We start from the raw sequence: 17,600 nt of genomic DNA on the forward strand, positions 1-17,600 counted from the left end.
GTGCTTCGGACATCCGTCGGCCGGTGCCCTCGGACGAGGCCGGTAGGGTCTGCACGCATGGGAGAGCAGGACATGCCTACCGGCCCGTCGAACCCGGGCAAGCGCCGCCTCGGCGTCATGGGTGGAACGTTCGATCCGATCCACCACGGGCACCTCGTGGCGGCCAGTGAGGTCGCCGCGCAGTTCCACCTGGACGAGGTCGTCTTCGTCCCGACCGGTGAGCCCTGGCAGAAGAGCCACCGCAGGGTCTCCCCGGCCGAGGACCGCTACCTGATGACGGTCATCGCGACCGCCGAGAACCCCCAGTTCTCGGTCAGCCGCATCGACATCGACCGCGGCGGCCCCACCTACACCGTGGACACCCTGCGCGACCTGCGGGCCCTCAACCCCGACACCGACCTGTTCTTCATCACCGGCGCCGACGCCCTCGCCCAGATCCTGACCTGGCGGGACAGCGAGGAACTGTTCTCCCTCGCGCACTTCATCGGGGTCACCCGGCCGGGACACCACCTCAACGACCCCGGACTCCCGGAGGGCGGCGTCTCCCTCGTCGAGGTCCCCGCCCTGGCCATCTCGTCCACGGACTGCCGCGCGAGAGTCGCCAAGGGCGACCCCATCTGGTATCTGGTGCCGGACGGAGTCGTGCGCTACATCGACAAGCGCGAGCTGTACCGCGGCGAGTGAGCCGAGAGGGGTACCGGTGAACGACCGATACGACGCGGGCTACGGGGAAACCCCGTACGAGCTCGTCGGCTACGACGAGTACGGGCAGCCGGTGTACCGGCAGGTGCCGCCCCAGCAGGTCCCGCAACAGGCCTACGACCCGTACGGGCAACAGCAGGGCTACGGCTACGACCCGTACAGCACGCCCGGGCAGCAGCAGACGCCCGTGTACGACCCGTACGACACCGGCCGGCAGGCGCCGGTCCACGATCCCTACGACACCGGCGCCTACGCCCCACAGGGCGGTGCCCAGACCTCTCCCTCCTACGACCCCTACGGGCAGACCGCGACCAGCGGGCAGCAGCCCCGGGTCGCGGAGCAGACCGCCTACATCCCCCAGCAGGCCGGACCGGCCGCGCCGGAGACGGCGGCGACGGCCGACCGGGACGACCCCACCACCCGGCCCGAACGCGACTACCACACCGAGCAGTTCGCGTTCGTCGAGGAGCCCGACGCGGACTCCGAGGACGTCATCGACTGGCTGAACTTCACCGAGAACCGCACCGAGCGCCGCGAGGAGGCCAAGCGCCGCGCCCGTAGCCGCCTCGTCGCCCTGGCCGTCGTCCTCGCCCTGGTCGCGGTCGGCGGCGTCGGCTACCTCTGGTACGCCGGGAAGCTGCCCGGTCTGTCCTCGTCGGACTCCAAGTCGACCGGCACCACGACCGCCGGCGCCGCCCAGAAGCGCGACGTGATCGTCGTCCACCTTCACGACACCGCCCAGGGCGGCACCTCCACGGTGCTGCTCGTCGACAACACCACCACCAAGCGGGGAACCTCCGTCCTGCTGCCGAACTCCCTCGTCGTCACCACCGACGACGGCACCACGACCACCCTCGCCAAGTCCGTCGACGAGGACGGCTCCGCCGGCACCCGCGAGGCGCTGGACACCGTCCTCGGCACCGACATCGAGGGCACCTGGCGGCTGGACACCCCCTACCTGCAGAACCTCGTCGACCTCGTCGGCAACATCGAGGTCGACACCGACACCGCCGTGCCGGACCCGGACGCCAAGAAGAAGGGCCAGGCCCCTCTGGTCAACAAGGGCGAGGACCAGACCCTCAGCGGCAAGATGGCCGTCGCCTACGCCACCTACCGCGCCGAGGGCGAGGCGCAGAACGCCCAGCTGGAGCGGTTCGGCCAGGTCATGCAGGGCGTGCTGCGCAAGGTGTCCTCCGACGCGCAGGGCGCCACGGTCACCGTCCAGACGCTGGCCCAGATCCTCGACCCCTCGCTCACCGACAAGGACCTCGGCGCCTTCCTCGCCAAGCTTGCCGACCTCGCCAAGGGCGGCGACTACAAGACCGCCCTGCTGCCCGTCGAGGCCGACGGCACGCTCAGCGCCCAGGCCAGTGAGAGCGTGGTCAAGGACGTCCTCGGCGGCACCGCGAAGAGCCCCGACAAGGACGCGGCCGTCAGCGTCTCCGTGCAGAACGCCAGCGGCACCGAGGCCAACACCGAGGACGCGCGCGTGGTGCTCCTCAACGGCGGCTTCACCTTCCTGGAGGGCGGTACGCCGTCCGGCACGCAGTCCGCGTCGAAGGTGCTGTACGCGGACGCCGCCCAGAAGGAGAACGCCACCGAGGTCGCCAAGACCCTGGGCCTGCCCACCAGCGCCGTGAAGAAGGGCACCGTCGCCGCCAACGCGGACGTCGCCGTCGTCCTGGGCGACGACTACGAACCGTCGTCGTCCTAGGCGGCCCGGCGGAAGCCGCCATCAGGGAGTGATCCCTTGATGACATGGGGTGCCGTCGGCGGTCCGTGAGACCCTTGAGGTCAAACGACCGCCGACGGAAAGCCATGTAGTGACCGCCACCGACCGCTCTCTCGAGCTCATCACCACCGCCGCGCAGGCGGCCGCCGACAAGCTCGCGCACGACATCATCGCCTACGACGTCAGCGACGTCCTGTCGATCACGGACGCCTTCCTGCTGGCCTCCGCCCCCAGCGACCGCCAGGTCAAGTCGATCGTCGACGAGATCGAGGAGCGCCTTCTGAAGGAACTCGGCGCCAAGCCGGTGCGCCGGGAGGGCGACCGCGAGGCCCGCTGGGTCCTGCTCGACTACGTCGACATCGTCGTGCACGTCCAGCACAGCGAGGAGCGCGTCTTCTACGCGCTGGAGCGGCTGTGGAAGGACTGCCCCGAGCTCGACCTGCCCGACGACGCCAAGGCGACCCGGGGCAAGGCCGCCGAGCACGCCAAGCTGCAGGCCGAGGAGGACATCACCGGCTTCGGGGATCTGCGGTGAGCGCCTCCTCCCAGGCCGCCGCGGGCCGCACGCCGCGCCGCGGCCGCCGTGTCATCCTCTGGCGGCACGGCCAGACCTCCTGGAACGTGGAGCGCCGCTTCCAGGGCACCACGGACGTCCGGCTGACGGAGACCGGTGTCGCCCAGGCCCGCCGCGCAGCCCGGCTGCTCGCCTCCCTCAAGCCCGACGCGATCGTCGCCTCGGACCTCTCGCGCGCCGCGAGCACGGCCGCCGAGCTGGCCGCGCTCACCGGCCTGGAGGTCACCCACGACGAGGGCCTGCGCGAGACGTACGCGGGCGTGTGGCAGGGGCTGACGCACGAGGAGATCGTCGCCCGGCACGGCGAGGAGTACGCGGCGTGGAAGCGCGGCGAGCCGGTCCGCCGCGGCGGCGGCGAACTGGAGACCGAGGTCGCCGACCGTGCCGCCCCCGTCGTGCTGCGGCACGCCGAGAAGCTCCCGGAGGACGGCACCCTCGTCGTCGTCAGCCACGGCGGCACGATCCGCACCACCATCGGCCGTCTCCTCGGCCTGGAGGCCCACAACTGGGAGAGCCTCGGCGGCCTCTCGAACTGCTGCTGGTCCGTCCTCGGCGAGGGCGCCCGCGGCTGGCGCCTCCTCGAGCACAACGCCGGCACCCTGCCGGAGCCGGTGCTCGGCGACGACGACTGAGCGCGGGGCCGGCGGCGGCCCCGGGCGCCGATCGGGCGTCGTCGAGCCGCCGGAGATCCGGATTTCACTTTCCGGCAGGTCACAGGCTAAAGTTCTTCTTGTTCGCCCCGCCGAGCGGGAAGAACACCAGGGGCTATAGCTCAGTTGGTAGAGCGCCTGCATGGCATGCAGGAGGTCAGGAGTTCAATTCTCCTTAGCTCCACTGGTCGACACTCTGTGGAGTTGTCAAAGATCGGAGAGAAGATCCCGTTCCTCAGGGGGCGGGATCTTTTTCATTGCCTCCGCAGCAGCGCCGCACGGCGTGCCGTCTCCTCGTCCTCCGGCGTGTAGACGACGATCATGTTCGTGCTCACCCTGCACGTCCAGGGCGGCCTGGGCTACAGCGCGCTGCGCGCCGGGCTCACCTTCGCGCCGACGGCGGTCGTCTTCAACGCGGTCGGCCTGACCTGGCGCAGATGGCCCGCCGCCTGGCAGCGGGCGCTGACACCGGCCGGGTTCGCGCTCACCGCTTTGTTCGTGGCCGCGGTGGGCCTGGCCTTCAAGGACGGCGACCAGGGCGGAGCCCGGCTCTACGGCGCGTACGCCGGCGTGGGCGTCTGGCTCGCGCTCGCCTTCAGCCCGACACTGACCCGGGCGCCGGCCGGGGTGCGGCCCGAGGACGCGGCGGACGCCGGCGGGCTGCTGGCCACGGTCACCCAGCTCGGGCAGCCGATCGGCGTGGCGGTCTTCGGCACACTGTTCTTGAACCGGCTTGAGTCACTTGGCGCCCCGCAGGCGTATACCTCTTCGGAAGCGCTTCTCACATGCATGTTCGCGCTCGCTGCGACAGCCGCGCCGGGTGCCGTGTCCGGACTGGTACTGAGGCGTCGCTGACCGTATCGGCCCGGCCGTGGCAGAATCAAACGGCCGGAAGGGGGCGCGGCCCGACGGGAGGGAGTAGCGATGCCTGCGAGCATCCTCGGAGAGGTCGGCCACCTCTCCGAAGCAGCGTTGACACGGGAAACGGCCACCCGGCTCAGCTGCCCTTCCTGCGGTTCCGCTTTCGTGGCCCAAGTCCTCGGGGACAACGGCGGGATCTCCTACGTGTGCACGGCCTGCGGCCACAGCTGGAGCTGATCGATGGGTGCACACAGGCGAAAGTGCGACTGGTGCGGCAGCGGCACCCCGATCGTCCGCGACATGGAACCGGTCAACCCCGACTACCAGTACTGGTGCGAGGAATGCGCGCGGGCGCTGATCATAAAGGGCGACCCGATCGAGACGTACCGCGAACTGGAGGGCGAGCCGATCTACGGCCGGCTCCTGGAGGAGCACTGCACGCTCAAGCGGTTCTACTCGTTCGTGACGGCCTGACCTGACTTTCCGCCCCCAAAGCGGACAGAACGGAAACGATTTGGTGGTCCACCCCCTGGACCGTGTAATGTTGGCGTCGCCGCCGGGGAAACCCGACGGAACGCCGCAAGGGGCTATAGCTCAGTTGGTAGAGCGCCTGCATGGCATGCAGGAGGTCAGGAGTTCAATTCTCCTTAGCTCCACAGCAGATCCCGCCGGATCGGAATGATCCGGCGGGATCTTTTGCGTGTGCGCACATGGTCGGGCATCGGGAAATCGCGTAAGGCCGGGGAACCGCGAACGCACAAGGGGCCGCCTGTTTCCAGGCGGCTCCGTCGTCGTACGGGCTCAGCGGCCGAGCGCGCGGCGGCCGCGGCCCTGTGAGAGGACCGGGAGGTTGCGGGAGGGCACCTGCGCGCGCGTGTCCTCCTCGATGCGCAGAGCCAGCGCCGGGCAGCGGCGCACCGCGCGCAGCGCCTTCGCCTCCGCGTAGCGCGGGACCCTCGCCTGCGCCACGGTCGGGAAGCCGTCGGCGCCGAGCTGGAAGACCTCCGGCAGGATGTCCGCGCACAGGCCGTGGCCGCGGCACAGCGTCCAGTCCACGAAGATCTTCTGGCGGCTGTCGCCGGTGTCCGCGGGCTCTCCGCCGCCCGCGATGCCCGTCGGGGCGCTGCCTCCCTCGAAGAGCGGCAGAACGCCCTCCACGGGCCGTCCGCAGCCGTTCCCGAGGACGTGCGCCGCCAGGTCGTCGGTGAACGCCTTGATGGTCGACTCCAGGAACATGGCGGAGCCGTCCGGGTGGGAGCAGGCGCCGCGCCGCTTGACGTTCTTGGCGACCTGCTTCAGCGCCTCCAGGGCGGCCGGGCCGCCGCCGTTGAGGATGTCCTCCATGCCGCGCGCCGCGGCCGGCAGTCCCAGGTAGCAGGGGCCGCACTGGCCCGCGCTCTCCTCCGCCAGCCACTGGGCCACGCGCAGCGACTCGCCCAGCGGGCAGGTCTCCTGGCTGATCGGCAGGATCGCGCCGGCGCCGAGCGAACCGCCCACCGCGTCCAGGGAGTTGCGCGAGACGACCGCCTCGTTGACCGTCGCGGCGTCGATCCACTTGCCGTGGTAGCCGCCGGTCAGCACGCCCTGGGGGACCGGCGGGGCGCCGGCGAGCTGGAGGACGTAGCGCAGCGGGACGCCCGTGGGGACCTCGATCACCATGGGGCGGGCGACCGCGCCGGAGACCGTCAGCATGACGGTGCCGGGCTCGTCGTACAGGCCGGTGTTGCCGTAGCGCTCCGGGCCGATGCGGGCGGCGATGGCCAGTTGGGCGAAGGTCTCGGCGTTGGACAGCAGGGTCGGTGCGCCGCCGACGCCGTTCTGCGAGGCGCTGACCTTGCGGCCGGGCGGGATCGCCGGGCCGCCGTCGATGGAGCGGATCAGCGACGCGGCGGCGCCGGTGACCATGCGGATCGGGTTGCGCTGGACGAACGCCTTCAGCGCCGAACGGCGGCCGTTGCTGAGGCCGCGCTCGGCGAGGGCGGCCTCCATGGAGCGCTGTGTCGATTCGCGGGTGACCCCCACCACGAGCGTGCGGGCACCCAGCGCCTCGGCGACCAGCAGCGCGCCGTCCAGGATGAGGTGCGGGGCACGGTTGATCATCACCGTGTCCTTGCGGCAGGCCGGTTCGTCCTCACTGCCGTTGACGACGACGACCGGCCGTACGCCGCGCTTGATCGCCGCGTCGGCGACCGAGCGCAGCTTCTTGTGGAAGGGGAAGCCCGCGCCGCCGCGGCCCTTGAGGTTGATGCGTTCGGAGAGCTGCGCGAGCTTCTCTCCGCCCATGGGTTCAAGCGGCCCGTGCACCTTCAGGTGCATGGGCAGATCGAGTCTCTCGACAAGGTCGAAGCCCGACGTGAGCTGCGGAAGGCCGACCACGCGGACTTCTGGGACGTCGGGCAGGGCCTCGTTCACCTATAGCCTCCGGAAGGCGTGTTCCAAGGTTCGCCCGAACCCGGTGCGTCGAAGGACGCCCCGGGCGATGGTTCATCGGCGGGACCGCTGTTGTACGTGTCGTTCGAGTTGTACGTGCCGTAGAGGGTGTTCGTCTCACCGGTGTCGTACACATCACTCCCGCCGTAGCCGCCGGTGCCCGAATTGCCGTAGACCGGGATGTTGAAGCCCGTGTCCTGAAGCGGGTCGTAGGCGGAGGGGGGAGCCTCGCCGACCGGCGGCGGGGACGGTATCGGCCAGTTGCCCGACGTGCTGCCGCCGCTGTCGACCCGCGGGATCGCCTCCGTCGCCTGCGTGTCGAACGGCAGGTCCATGCGCGTCGTCTGGTCGGCCGCGAACGGCTGCTGCCCGCGCGGGGGCGTGGAGACGGCGCGGTAGGCGGCCGCGAAGCCGTTCGCCGGCTCGGGCGTGGCGGGCGTGCCGTACAGGGGCGACGACGACTGCGGTGCCCTGCGCGGGGAGCTCGTCGTGTCGGCCGTGGACGACCGGCCGGAGCGGCTCTCGTAGCCCGGGAGCGCCGAGGTGGCTTCGGCCATGCGCGCGCGGCTCGCGTCCAGCGCGTCACGGCCCGTCGGCTCGTCGCTGCCCAGGACCGCGGCGATCCGGTCGGCCACCTGGCGCTTGACCGGGCGCGGCGCGGCGCGCAGCGCGAGGGCCGCCATGACGCCCACCAGGCACAGGCCGTAGAGGAACACGAAGACCGGCTTCGCCTGGCGACCCGCGTAGAGTCCGTGGATCAGCGCGGCGCACCAGGCCGGGTAGGCCAGCATGTGCATGGCCCGCCAGCGGGCCGCGACCGGCGCCGGGGAGGCGAACCTGCTGCGCAGCGCGCCGGTGATGCCTACGAAGATCATCAGCAGGCCGGCCAGGGAGCCGAGGCCGATCAGCCCGGCGGTTCCGGTGACGCCGAGCGAGAACGGGATGATCGCGGCGATGAACTGGGTGTGCTCCAGCGCGATCTTCGTGGTGATGTGCAGCAGCAGGAACGCGATCGAGGCGACCGCCGTCGTCCGGTGCACGGCCTGGCCGATGAGCCGCTGGCGCGTGTTGAGGAAGATCCGGTCCTGGGCGACCAGGCCCCAGATCACCGAGCAGCTGAGCGAGACGAGGGACAGCACGCCCGCGCCGAAGTTCAGGAACTCGCGGAACTGGTCGCCTCCCACCAGCACGACCACGGGTATGAGGATCAGGACGACAGCGGACGCCACCCCATAGGCCGACCGGCCGGGCTGGGGCAGCGAGCTGTTACTACGACGAGGGTTCATGGGGGCAACTCCGAGCAGTTCGGGAAAGCGGTCCCGCTGCCGAACTCTAAGTGGGCGCCATACCGACGGGTACGAGGTTTGAGTTATTGCGTTGTTATCAAAGGACAATGCGACTCGTTCACTGTCCTTTAGTGGCTGTTACGCGAAGTAATCTTTGACTTGAGTTCAAGCTAGGGCTCGGTTCCGGTCGTGCCGGCGCCGGCGGCGCCGTGTCCCCCAGGCATACGGAAGCGCGTCGCGGCGTGCTCAAGGGCTGCGGTACCCTGAGCCCATGCGTGCCGTACGCCTTCTGCTTAGCGAGCCGCGCTGATCAGTCCCGACCGCCGGTGGACCGGACGGTTCGGAATCGGCGCGGCGTCCCCTCCTGTGCGAGGGGATTTTTCGTTTCCTGAGTGTGACAGCCGCTGGCAGAGACGATCGATGGAGCTTTGAGGATCATGAGCGAGACGAACCCCGCTGCCACCGCCGAGGTGGCCGCGCCGCACCGCTACACGGCCGCCATGGCAGCCGAGATCGAGGCACGCTGGCAGGACGTCTGGGACGCCGAAGGCACCTACGCGGCGCCCAACCCCAAGGGCGACCTGGCGGGCGACCCCGAGCAGGTCGCACGGCCCAAGAAGTTCATCATGGACATGTTCCCGTACCCCTCGGGTGCGGGCCTGCACGTCGGCCACCCCCTGGGCTACATCGCCACCGACGTCTTCGCGCGCTTCCAGCGCATGACCGGCCACAACGTCCTGCACACCCTGGGCTTCGACGCCTTCGGCCTGCCCGCCGAGCAGTACGCCGTGCAGACCGGCACGCACCCGCGCGTGTCCACCGAGGCCAACATCGAGAACATGAAGGCCCAGCTGCGCCGGCTGGGCCTGGGCCACGACAAGCGCCGGTCGTTCGCCACGATCGACCCGGACTACTACAAGTGGACCCAGTGGATCTTCCTGCAGATCTTCAACTCCTGGTACGACGACGAGGCCCGCACGGCCCGCCCGATCTCCGAGCTGATCGCGCAGTTCGAGTCCGGTGAGCGGCCCGTACCCGGGCACACGCGCGCGTGGAGCGAGCTGAACGCCACCGAGCGCGCCGACGTCCTGGGCGAGTACCGCCTGGCCTACGCCTCCGACGCGCCGGTCAACTGGTGCCCCGGGCTGGGCACGGTCCTGGCCAACGAGGAGGTCACCGCCGACGGCCGCTCCGAGCGCGGCAACTACCCGGTCTTCAAGGCCAAGCTGCGCCAGTGGAACATGCGCATCACCGCCTACGCCGACCGGCTGCTGGAGGACCTGGACGCGCTGGACTGGCCCGAGGCCATCAAGCTGCAGCAGCGCAACTGGATCGGCCGCTCCGAGGGCGCCCGCGTCGACTTCCCGATCGACGGCGAACGCATCACCGTCTTCACCACCCGCCCGGACACCCTGTTCGGCGCGACCTACATGGTGCTGGCGCCCGAGCACCCGCTGGTCGAGAAGTTCACCCCGGACGCCTGGCCCGAGGGCACCCACGAGGTGTGGACCGGCGGTTATGCCACCCCGGCCGAGGCCGTCGCCGCCTACCGCGCGCAGGCCGCCTCCAAGTCCGACGTCGAGCGGCAGGCCGAGGCCAAGGACAAGACCGGCGTCTTCATCGGCGCGTACGCCACCAACCCCGTCAACGGCGACCGGATCCCCGTCTTCATCGCCGACTACGTCCTGATGGGCTACGGCACCGGCGCGATCATGGCCGTCCCGGCGGGCGACCAGCGCGACTTCGAGTTCGCGCGCGCCTTCGAGCTGCCGATCCACTGCATCGTCGAGCCGACCGACGGCCGGGGCACCGACACCTCGACGTGGGAGGACGCCTTCGCCTCCTACGACGCGAAGATCATCAACTCCTCCAACGCCGAGGTCTCCCTGGACGGCCTGGGAGTCGTCGAGGCCAAGGCGCGCATCACCGAGTGGCTGCAGCGCAAGGGCATCGGCGAGGGCACCGTCAACTTCCGCCTGCGTGACTGGCTGTTCAGCCGCCAGCGCTACTGGGGCGAGCCCTTCCCCATCGTCTACGACGAGGACGGCATCGCCCACGCCCTGCCCGAGTCGATGCTGCCGCTGGAGCTGCCCGAGGTCGAGGACTACTCCCCGCGCACCTTCGACCCGGACGACGCGAACACCCAGCCCGAGACGCCCCTGTCGCGCAACGAGGAATGGGTCAACGTCACCCTGGACCTGGGCGACGGGCCGAAGAAGTACCGCCGCGAGACCAACACCATGCCCAACTGGGCCGGCTCCTGCTGGTACGAGCTGCGCTACCTGGACCCCCACAACAGCGAGCAGCTGGTCGACCCGGCCATCGAGCAGTACTGGATGGGCCCGCGCGAGGGCATGCCGCACGGCGGCGTCGACCTGTACGTCGGCGGCGCCGAGCACGCCGTACTGCACCTGCTGTACGCCCGCTTCTGGTCCAAGGTCCTGTACGACCTGGGGCACGTCTCCTCCGCGGAGCCGTTCCACAAGCTGTTCAACCAGGGCATGATCCAGGCCTACGTCTACCGCGACAGCCGCGGCATCGCCGTGCCGGCCGCCGAGGTGGAGGAGCGCGACGGCGCCTACCACTACCAGGGCGAGAAGGTCTCCCGGCTGCTGGGCAAGATGGGCAAGTCCCTGAAGAACGCGGTCACCCCCGACGAGATCTGCGCCGAGTACGGCGCCGACACCCTGCGCCTGTACGAAATGGCCATGGGCCCGCTGGACGTCTCCCGCCCGTGGGACACGCGCGCGGTGGTGGGCCAGTTCCGCCTGCTGCAGCGGCTGTGGCGCAACGTCGTCGACGAGAACACCGGCGAGGTCACCGTCGTCGACGCCGAACCCGACGAGGACACGCTGCGGGCGCTGCACAAGGCCATCGACGGCGTGCGCGGGGACCTGGAGGGCATGCGGTTCAACACCGCCATCGCCAAGATCACCGAGCTGAACAACCACCTGACCAAGGCGGGCGGCCCGGTGCCGCGGCCGGTCGCCGAGTCGCTGGTCCTGCTGGTCGCCCCGCTGGCCCCGCACATCGCCGAGGAGCTGTGGCGCAGGCTGGGCCACAGCGACTCCGTCGTCCACCGGGACTTCCCGGTCGCCGACCCGGCGTACGTCGTCGACGAGACCGTGACCTGCGTCGTCCAGATCAAGGGCAAGGTCAAGGCGCGGCTGGAGGTGTCGCCGGCCATCTCCGACGAGGAGCTGGAGAAGGTGGCGCTGGCCGACGAGAACGTCGTCAACGCGCTGGGCGGAGCAGGGATCCGCAAGGTGATCGTGCGGGCGCCCAAGCTGGTGAACATCGTCCCGGCGTAACGCCTCCCGCCCGCTGCCGGGCTGGTCCGGGTAGTCCCCTACGGGCAGGTTCGGGGTTCTTCTGGAACCTTGGACCTGCCCGTTGCGTTTACCGTTGAAGAGCGGCGCGTGGTGTGCCGGAACCGGTTCCGGAGGAGGAGCTCGTGGAAGCAGTGATCGCAGTCCTCGCCCTGCTTTTCGTGCTCTTCGTGGCGCTCGGCGCCTACGCCACGGTGAAGGCGGTCGGCGCCGCCAAGCGCAGCGTGGACCGCACCATCACCAGCGCCCGCCGCACGGTCGAGGACCACACGCTGCGCGCCAAGTCCTTCGCGCAGCTCGGACCGGCCGGCGAGATCGCCCAGCTCCGCCTGAAGCTGCGCACCTCGATGCGCGCCACCCAGGACGCGCTGCACGCGGGCGTGGCCGAGGACGAGTCCCTCAAGGAGTCCCTCGGCCTCTTCCAGCGCCTCAGCGCGCACGGACACGAGCTGGACGGCGAACTCAAGCGCCTGGAGTCCGAACCCGACCGGGCCACACTCGCCGAGCGGCTGCCGTCGCTGCGCGAGCGGACCGAGCGCATCACGGCGTCGGCGGACTCGCTGCGCTGGGCGGCCCGGGACCGCGCCCGCCGCTTCGCGGACGAGGACCTGGACACCCTCAGCGCCCAGATCGACGTCGAGGCCGGTGCCCTGCGTCACTGGACCACCCCGGAGCCCGGACCGACGCCGCCGTGGCCCGAGGCACCGGCCGCCGACAGCGCGACAGGACAGCAGATCTGGTCGGAGAAGTCCGACTCACGCACGGCTGAGAACACGGCGGAGCAGCCGACCCGGCCCGCCATCACCCCGCCCGGACCGCGCCCCACCTACCCCTGGCAGAAGAAGCCGCGGCCCGAGAGCACCACCTGACGCCGCGCTCGATCCCGTTCGGCCGGGTGGCCGAGGAGGGGCCGGGCTGCCGCACGGACGCTACGCCAGGTAACCTCCAGCTCATGTCCCGCCATGTCGCGATCGTCACGGATTCAACGGCCTACCTGCCGCAGCGGACGATGGAGCGCCACGGCATCACCGCGGTGCCCCTGACCGTCGTCCTCGGCGACCAGGCACTCGACGAGGGCACCGAGATCTCCACCCGCTCCCTCGCCCAGGCACTGCAGAAACGACGCTCCGTCACCACCTCCCGCCCCAGCCCCCAGCTCTTCGCGGAGACCTACCGCAAAGTCGCCGAGTCCGGCGCCACCGACATCGTCTCCCTGCACCTCTCCGCCGAGTTGTCCGGCACCTACGACGCGGCGGTCGTCGCGGCACGCCAGGCGCCCGTACCGGTGCGGGTGGTGGACACCGGCATGGTCGCGATGGCCCTCGGCTTCTGCGCCCTCGCGGCGGCCGCGGTCGCGGAGTCCGGCGGCACGGTGGACGAGGCCGTCACGGCCGCGGAGAAGCGGGCCTCCGGCACCTCCGCCTTCTTCTACGTCGACACACTCGACTACCTCCGCCGTGGAGGCCGCATCGGCGCCGCACAGGCCCTGTTGGGCTCCGCACTCGCCGTCAAGCCCCTGCTCCAGCTCGGTGGGGGGCGCATCGAGCCCCTGGAGAAGGTGCGGACGGCCTCGAAGGCGATCGCCCGCCTCGAGGAACTGGTCGCCGAGCGCGCCGGCGGCGCGCCGGTCGACATCGCCGTCCACCATCTCGCCGCGCCGGACCGGGCGTCCGCCCTCGCGGAGCGTCTGCGGGGACGTCTGCCGGGGCTGGGCGAACTCCATGTGAGCGAGGTGGGCGCGGTGATCGGCGCCCACACCGGGCCCGGACTGCTGGGGGCCGTGGTCTCCACACGCTGAGCGCCTGATCGGCCCGCACCCGTGTGGGTGGCGAAGTTGTCCACAACCGGGCCGTTGTCCCCGAAAAACGAGCAAGATCATCGCGCTTGGGCGAAGTGGCCGATCCTCGACGCATGGCACTTGTATCACGCTCACGTACGACGAATCCGACCAGCGGACCCGGGCGGGGACCCGGCTCCGACGGGCGCGTCCGACACCGACGGCCACCTGCGCGGGACCGGTTGAGGAACCGTCATGCCCCGGCCGAGGAACTGCGCCTGCGGGCGGAGGTGCTCTTCGGCGAAAGGGGTGGACAGCGGGGGGAGTTGGGGATGGGGCCGCCGCGGGATGGCGGTGAGGCCGGGGCCGGAGCCGGGGTCGGGGCCGGGGCCGGGGCTGGGGCCGGAGACGAGGACGGCCACCTGCATGCGTATGGGGGTGGGCATGCGTATGAGGGCGAGCAGGAGGGGCAAGGCGGGCACGGGGATGCAGGCGGGCGCGGGGGTCCGGGCGGGCACGGGGATGCAGGCGGGCGCGCGGTTCCTGGCCGGCGCGAACAGGAACAGGGCCACTGGGGCGAGCATGGGCACGGGACTCAGGTCGCCGAGGCGTATGCGCCGCGTGCCGGGGGCCGTGAGCTGCATGGCGGGGGAGGTGAGCCGCCTGGTGGGGGTGGTGAGCCGCCGGACGAGGTAGGCGAGTCGGGTGCCGGTGTCGGTGGGCTGCCTGCTGACGTCGGTGAGTCGCCTGTCGCTGGGGACGATGACGTCGGCGTCGGCGTCGGCGTCGGCGGTGCGCGGTCCCCGCGCGCCGCGGGAGACCGGTGGAATCGCGCCGGGCTCGCTCTGCGGGAGCGGATGCCCGTGTGGGTGCAGACGCGCTGTGGCCTCGAACGCAGGAACGTGCTCGCGTTGGCCGTGGTGGTCGTTGCCGTGGCGGCTTTCGCCGTGCAGCACTTCTGGGCCGGCCGGACCCAGTCCGTACAGCCACCGGAGGTGGTGCGGGCGGCGGCTCCCTACGGAGTGGAGGAGCGCAGCGGGGCGTCCGAGCCCGCAACCTCCGCAACCTCCGCGACCTCGCCGGGCACCGGGGCCACGGGTGGCACCGCGGGCGGACCAGCGGCAGAGATCGTCGTGGATGTCAGCGGCAAGGTGCGCAACCCCGGCATCCATCGGCTTCCCGCTGGTTCACGCGTGGTCGACGCACTGAGCGCGGCCGGCGGGGTGCGCCCGGGGACGAACACCGACGGCCTCAATCGGGCCCGGTTCCTCGTGGACGGCGAACAGGTCGTCGTCGGCGCGCCCGCGGTGGGCGGAGCCACGGGGGCGGGTGCGGCGGCGGGTCCCGCAGGCGGTGCGGTCGGAGCGGCGCCGGCAGGCCCGGTCCTGCTGAACACGGCCACGGTGGAGCAACTCGACTCGCTGCCGGGCGTCGGGCCGGTGCTGGCGCAACACATCGTGGACTACCGGACGCAGCACGGCGGTTTCCGCTCGGTGGACGAGCTGCGTGAGGTGAACGGCATCGGCGAGCGGCGCTTTGCCGACCTGCGGAACCTGGTGCGGCCATGAGGGACGACGACAACGCCTCGCCGGGGTCCACCGGAACTGGCAGCGGTAATGCCAGCGGTACCGGCAGGGTCGACGGTGGGAACCGCCGCCTCTCACGCCAAGCCGTGCACATCGCGTCCGGGAAGCGGCTGGGGGCCGCGCACCCGCGCCAGGAAGGTCCGGTGGACCTGCGGCTCGTGCCGCCGGCGCTGGCGGCCTGGGCGACGGCGGCGTACACCCTGGACGCGTCACCGGACGTGGTGATCGGCGTTGCGGTGGCGTGTGTGATCGCGACCGGGACTCTTCTCGCCGTCGGATGGCACGGAGCGAGGCGTGGGCGGTCGTCATCACGAGGGCCGGAGGAGAACCCGACAGGATCGCGGAGCAGTTGGGGGCGGGCGACCGTCGCCGCGGTGCTGCTGTGCGCGGCCGCGGCCGCCGCTTCGGCCGGACTGCACGGTGCCGACCTGCGCCGGGGGCCCGTGCCAGGGCTGGCACGGGAGTACGCCACCGTCACCGCCGACGTGCGGCTCACCTCCGATCCGCGGCTCACTCGGCCAAGGGTGCGAGGGGATCACATGGCCCCGGACTCCGTGCTGATCGAGGCGGAGGTGCGAGGCGTCGAGGTCCGGGGCGGGACGGCGGTGGCCACGCGGACACCGGTACTGCTTGTCGTGGATGTCGGCGAGGACCCGAGAACGGGCGGGAAACCCCAGGACGCGGCTCGCCGTCCCGCCGAGGCGGAGTGGCTGGGGCTGCTGCCGTCCACCCGGCTGCGCGTGACCGGACGACTGGCACCGGCGCTGACGAGAGGGGACCGGATCGCGGCCGTACTGCGGGTGCGGGACCGGGCCGGACCGACGGTCGTGCGCGAACCGTCGGCGGTACAGCGGTTCGCCGGCCGGCTGCGGGCCGGGCTGCGGGAGGCCACCGACGGGCTGCCCGCCGACGCACGGGCGCTGCTGCCCGGGCTGGTCGTCGGGGACACGTCACGGATCACGCCCGAACTGGACGAGGCCTTCAAGGAAACCGACCTCGCCCACACACTGGCCGTGTCCGGCAGCAACCTCACGATCATGCTCGCACTGCTCCTCGGGCCACCCGGCCTGGCCCAGCACGTCGAGCGCCGTGGCCTGGCGCCCCGGATCGGCATCCCCCTGCGGACGACCGCGCTGCTCGGCGGGGTGCTCACGCTCGCGTTCGTCGTCGTGTGCCGGCCCGACCCCAGTGTGCTGCGGGCGGCGGCCTGCGGAGCCGTCGTCCTGCTCGCCCTCGCGACCGGCCGCCGCAGATCCCTCATCCCGGCGCTGGCGACGGCGGTCCTGCTGCTGGTGCTCTACGACCCCTGGCTCGCCCGGAGCTACGGGTTCCTGCTGTCGGTCCTCGCCACGGGAGCGCTGTTGACGCTGGCGCCACGCTGGAGTGCCGCGCTGCGGCGGCGCCGGGTTCCGCCCCGGCTCGCGGAGGCGCTGGCCGCCGCGGGCGCCGCGCAGGCCCTGTGCGCGCCGGTCGTGGCGGTGCTGTCGGCCCGGGTGAGCCTGGTGGCGGTGCCGTGCAACCTCCTCGTGGAGTTCGCGGTGGCGCCGGCCACGGTGCTCGGATTCGCGGCGCTGGCCACGGCGCCGGTGGCCATGCCGGTGGCGGAGGCGCTGGCATGGGGCGCGAGTTGGCCCGCCGGATGGATCGCGGGCGTCGCCCGGACGGGCGCGGCGCTGCCCGGGGCGGGGGTCGACTGGCCCGGCGGTTGGGGCGGGGCGTCGCTGCTCGCCCTCGCCACGGCCGGTGCGGTGCTGCTCGGGCGGCGGATGCTGCGGCATCCGGTGCTGTGCGCGGCCTGCGGGGCACTGCTCCTCCTCGTCGTGGTGCAGCCGCCGCCGTTGACCAGGGTCATCACAGGATGGCCGCCGCCCGGCTGGAGACTCGCGATGTGCGACGTGGGGCAGGGCGACGCGACGGTGCTCGCGGCGGGCGAGGGCACCGGCGTGGTGGTGGACGCCGGACCCGATCCCGCCCTGGCCGACCGGTGCCTGCGCACGCTCGGCATCACGAGGATCCCCCTCGTCGTGCTGACCCACTTCCACGCCGACCACGTCGCGGGACTGCCGGGGGTGCTGCGGGGACGGGCGGTGGGCGCGATCGAGACGACCGGGTTCGAGGAACCGGTGGACCAGGTGGAGTTCGTACGGAACGAGGCGCAGGAGCGGCGGGTTCCGCTCGTGCGGGCCGTGGCGGGGGAGCGCAGGCGTCTCGGTGGGCTCGACTGGGAGGTGCTGTGGCCTCCACCGAGCTCCCGGGTTCGCTCGGGCGGGACGGTACCGCCGGCGCCGCCGGTGCCCGAGCCGGAAGGGCCGAACGACGCGAGCGTGACCCTGCTCGTGCGGTCGGGCGGACTGCGGATGCTGCTGCTCGGGGACCTGGAGCCCCCGGCGCAACGGGCGCTGGCGCGGTCGCCGGCGGCCGCGCTGCTGGGCGGGGTGGACGTGCTGAAGGTGGCCCACCACGGGTCGGCCTACCAGGACCCCGATCTGATACGGCGGGTCGCACCGCGGCTGGCGCTCATCTCGTGCGGCGAGGACAACCCGTACGGGCATCCCGCACCCGGCACGGTGGCGGCCCTGCGGGCCACGGGCGCGGTGGTGATGCGGACCGACCTGGACGGGGCACTGGCGGTCGCAGGTACGGGCGCGGAGCTGCGGGTGGCGGGAGACTGAG

12 protein-coding genes, 2 tRNA genes and 1 pseudogene are annotated in these 17,600 nt (G+C 71.7%); 13 read left to right on the forward strand and 2 right to left on the reverse strand.

The features are described 5' to 3' along the window. The first annotated feature begins 57 nt into the window (after window positions 1–57). From nadD to ACIHAR_RS03520, 8 genes and pseudogenes are all read left to right on the forward strand, one after another. On the forward strand, window positions 58–684 hold the full coding sequence (gene nadD, locus ACIHAR_RS03485) for a nicotinate-nucleotide adenylyltransferase (protein ID WP_365454147.1): 627 nt from the start codon (window positions 58–60) through the stop codon (window positions 682–684). Between the two features lie 16 nt (window positions 685–700). After that, complete coding sequence (locus ACIHAR_RS03490) at window positions 701–2,416, forward strand: LCP family protein (RefSeq protein WP_400016534.1); 1,716 nt, start codon at window positions 701–703, stop codon at window positions 2,414–2,416. Between the two features lie 109 nt (window positions 2,417–2,525). Next, the gene (gene rsfS / locus ACIHAR_RS03495) at window positions 2,526–2,969 is read left to right on the forward strand and encodes a ribosome silencing factor (protein WP_384655804.1); all 444 of its coding nucleotides are present in this window, start codon (window positions 2,526–2,528) and stop codon (window positions 2,967–2,969) included. Further along, entirely contained in the window at window positions 2,966–3,640 is a 675-nt protein-coding gene (locus tag ACIHAR_RS03500) for a histidine phosphatase family protein (RefSeq protein ID WP_365454156.1), read from the forward strand. Before rsfS ends, ACIHAR_RS03500 begins: the two co-directional genes overlap by 4 nt. Before the next feature lie 129 nt (window positions 3,641–3,769). Then, window positions 3,770–3,842 (forward strand) — tRNA-Ala (locus ACIHAR_RS03505). Window positions 3,843–3,979: 137 nt separating this feature from the next. After that, window positions 3,980–4,513, forward strand: a pseudogene (locus tag ACIHAR_RS03510) (MFS transporter); the annotation flags it as partial. 246 nt (window positions 4,514–4,759) lie between these two features. Next, window positions 4,760–4,993 carry a hypothetical protein gene (locus tag ACIHAR_RS03515; protein ID WP_003976229.1) on the forward strand — a complete coding sequence of 78 codons (234 nt, stop codon included), beginning with the start codon at window positions 4,760–4,762 and terminating at the stop codon, window positions 4,991–4,993. A gap of 109 nt (window positions 4,994–5,102) precedes the next feature. Beyond that, window positions 5,103–5,175, forward strand: a tRNA-Ala gene (locus ACIHAR_RS03520). 145 nt (window positions 5,176–5,320) lie between these two features. On the opposite strand, the gene ACIHAR_RS03525 is transcribed toward ACIHAR_RS03520, so the two are convergent. Both ACIHAR_RS03525 and ACIHAR_RS03530 read right to left on the reverse strand, forming a co-directional pair. Continuing rightward, the gene (locus ACIHAR_RS03525) at window positions 5,321–6,931 is read right to left on the reverse strand and encodes an NADH-ubiquinone oxidoreductase-F iron-sulfur binding region domain-containing protein (RefSeq protein ID WP_400016541.1); all 1,611 of its coding nucleotides are present in this window, start codon (window positions 6,929–6,931) and stop codon (window positions 5,321–5,323) included. After that, on the reverse strand, window positions 6,928–8,235 hold the full coding sequence (locus tag ACIHAR_RS03530) for a cytochrome b/b6 domain-containing protein (RefSeq protein WP_400016543.1): 1,308 nt from the start codon (window positions 8,233–8,235) through the stop codon (window positions 6,928–6,930). Before ACIHAR_RS03530 ends, ACIHAR_RS03525 begins: the two co-directional genes overlap by 4 nt. A 437-nt stretch (window positions 8,236–8,672) precedes the next feature. On the opposite strand from ACIHAR_RS03530, the gene leuS reads away from it, so the two are divergent. The 5 genes from leuS (at window position 8,673) to ACIHAR_RS03555 (ending at window position 17,599) form a co-directional block, all read left to right on the forward strand. Continuing rightward, window positions 8,673–11,546 carry a leucine--tRNA ligase gene (gene leuS / locus ACIHAR_RS03535; RefSeq protein ID WP_365454166.1) on the forward strand — a complete coding sequence of 958 codons (2,874 nt, stop codon included), beginning with the start codon at window positions 8,673–8,675 and terminating at the stop codon, window positions 11,544–11,546. Between the two features lie 143 nt (window positions 11,547–11,689). Continuing rightward, window positions 11,690–12,433, forward strand: a complete 744-nt coding sequence (locus tag ACIHAR_RS03540) for a hypothetical protein (RefSeq protein WP_400016548.1) — start codon at window positions 11,690–11,692, stop codon at window positions 12,431–12,433. Window positions 12,434–12,516: 83 nt separating this feature from the next. Next, entirely contained in the window at window positions 12,517–13,362 is an 846-nt protein-coding gene (locus tag ACIHAR_RS03545) for a DegV family protein (RefSeq protein WP_365454172.1), read from the forward strand. Window positions 13,363–13,979: 617 nt separating this feature from the next. Further along, window positions 13,980–14,909, forward strand: coding sequence for a helix-hairpin-helix domain-containing protein (locus tag ACIHAR_RS03550; RefSeq protein WP_400016949.1), 930 nt, complete (start codon window positions 13,980–13,982; stop codon window positions 14,907–14,909). After that, window positions 14,906–17,599, forward strand: coding sequence for a ComEC/Rec2 family competence protein (locus ACIHAR_RS03555; RefSeq protein WP_400016550.1), 2,694 nt, complete (start codon window positions 14,906–14,908; stop codon window positions 17,597–17,599). Before ACIHAR_RS03550 ends, ACIHAR_RS03555 begins: the two co-directional genes overlap by 4 nt. The last annotated feature ends 1 nt before the right edge of the window (window position 17,600 follow it).

The organism is Streptomyces sp. NPDC052016 (assembly GCF_044548445.1).
Lineage (GTDB): Bacteria > Actinomycetota > Actinomycetes > Streptomycetales > Streptomycetaceae > Streptomyces.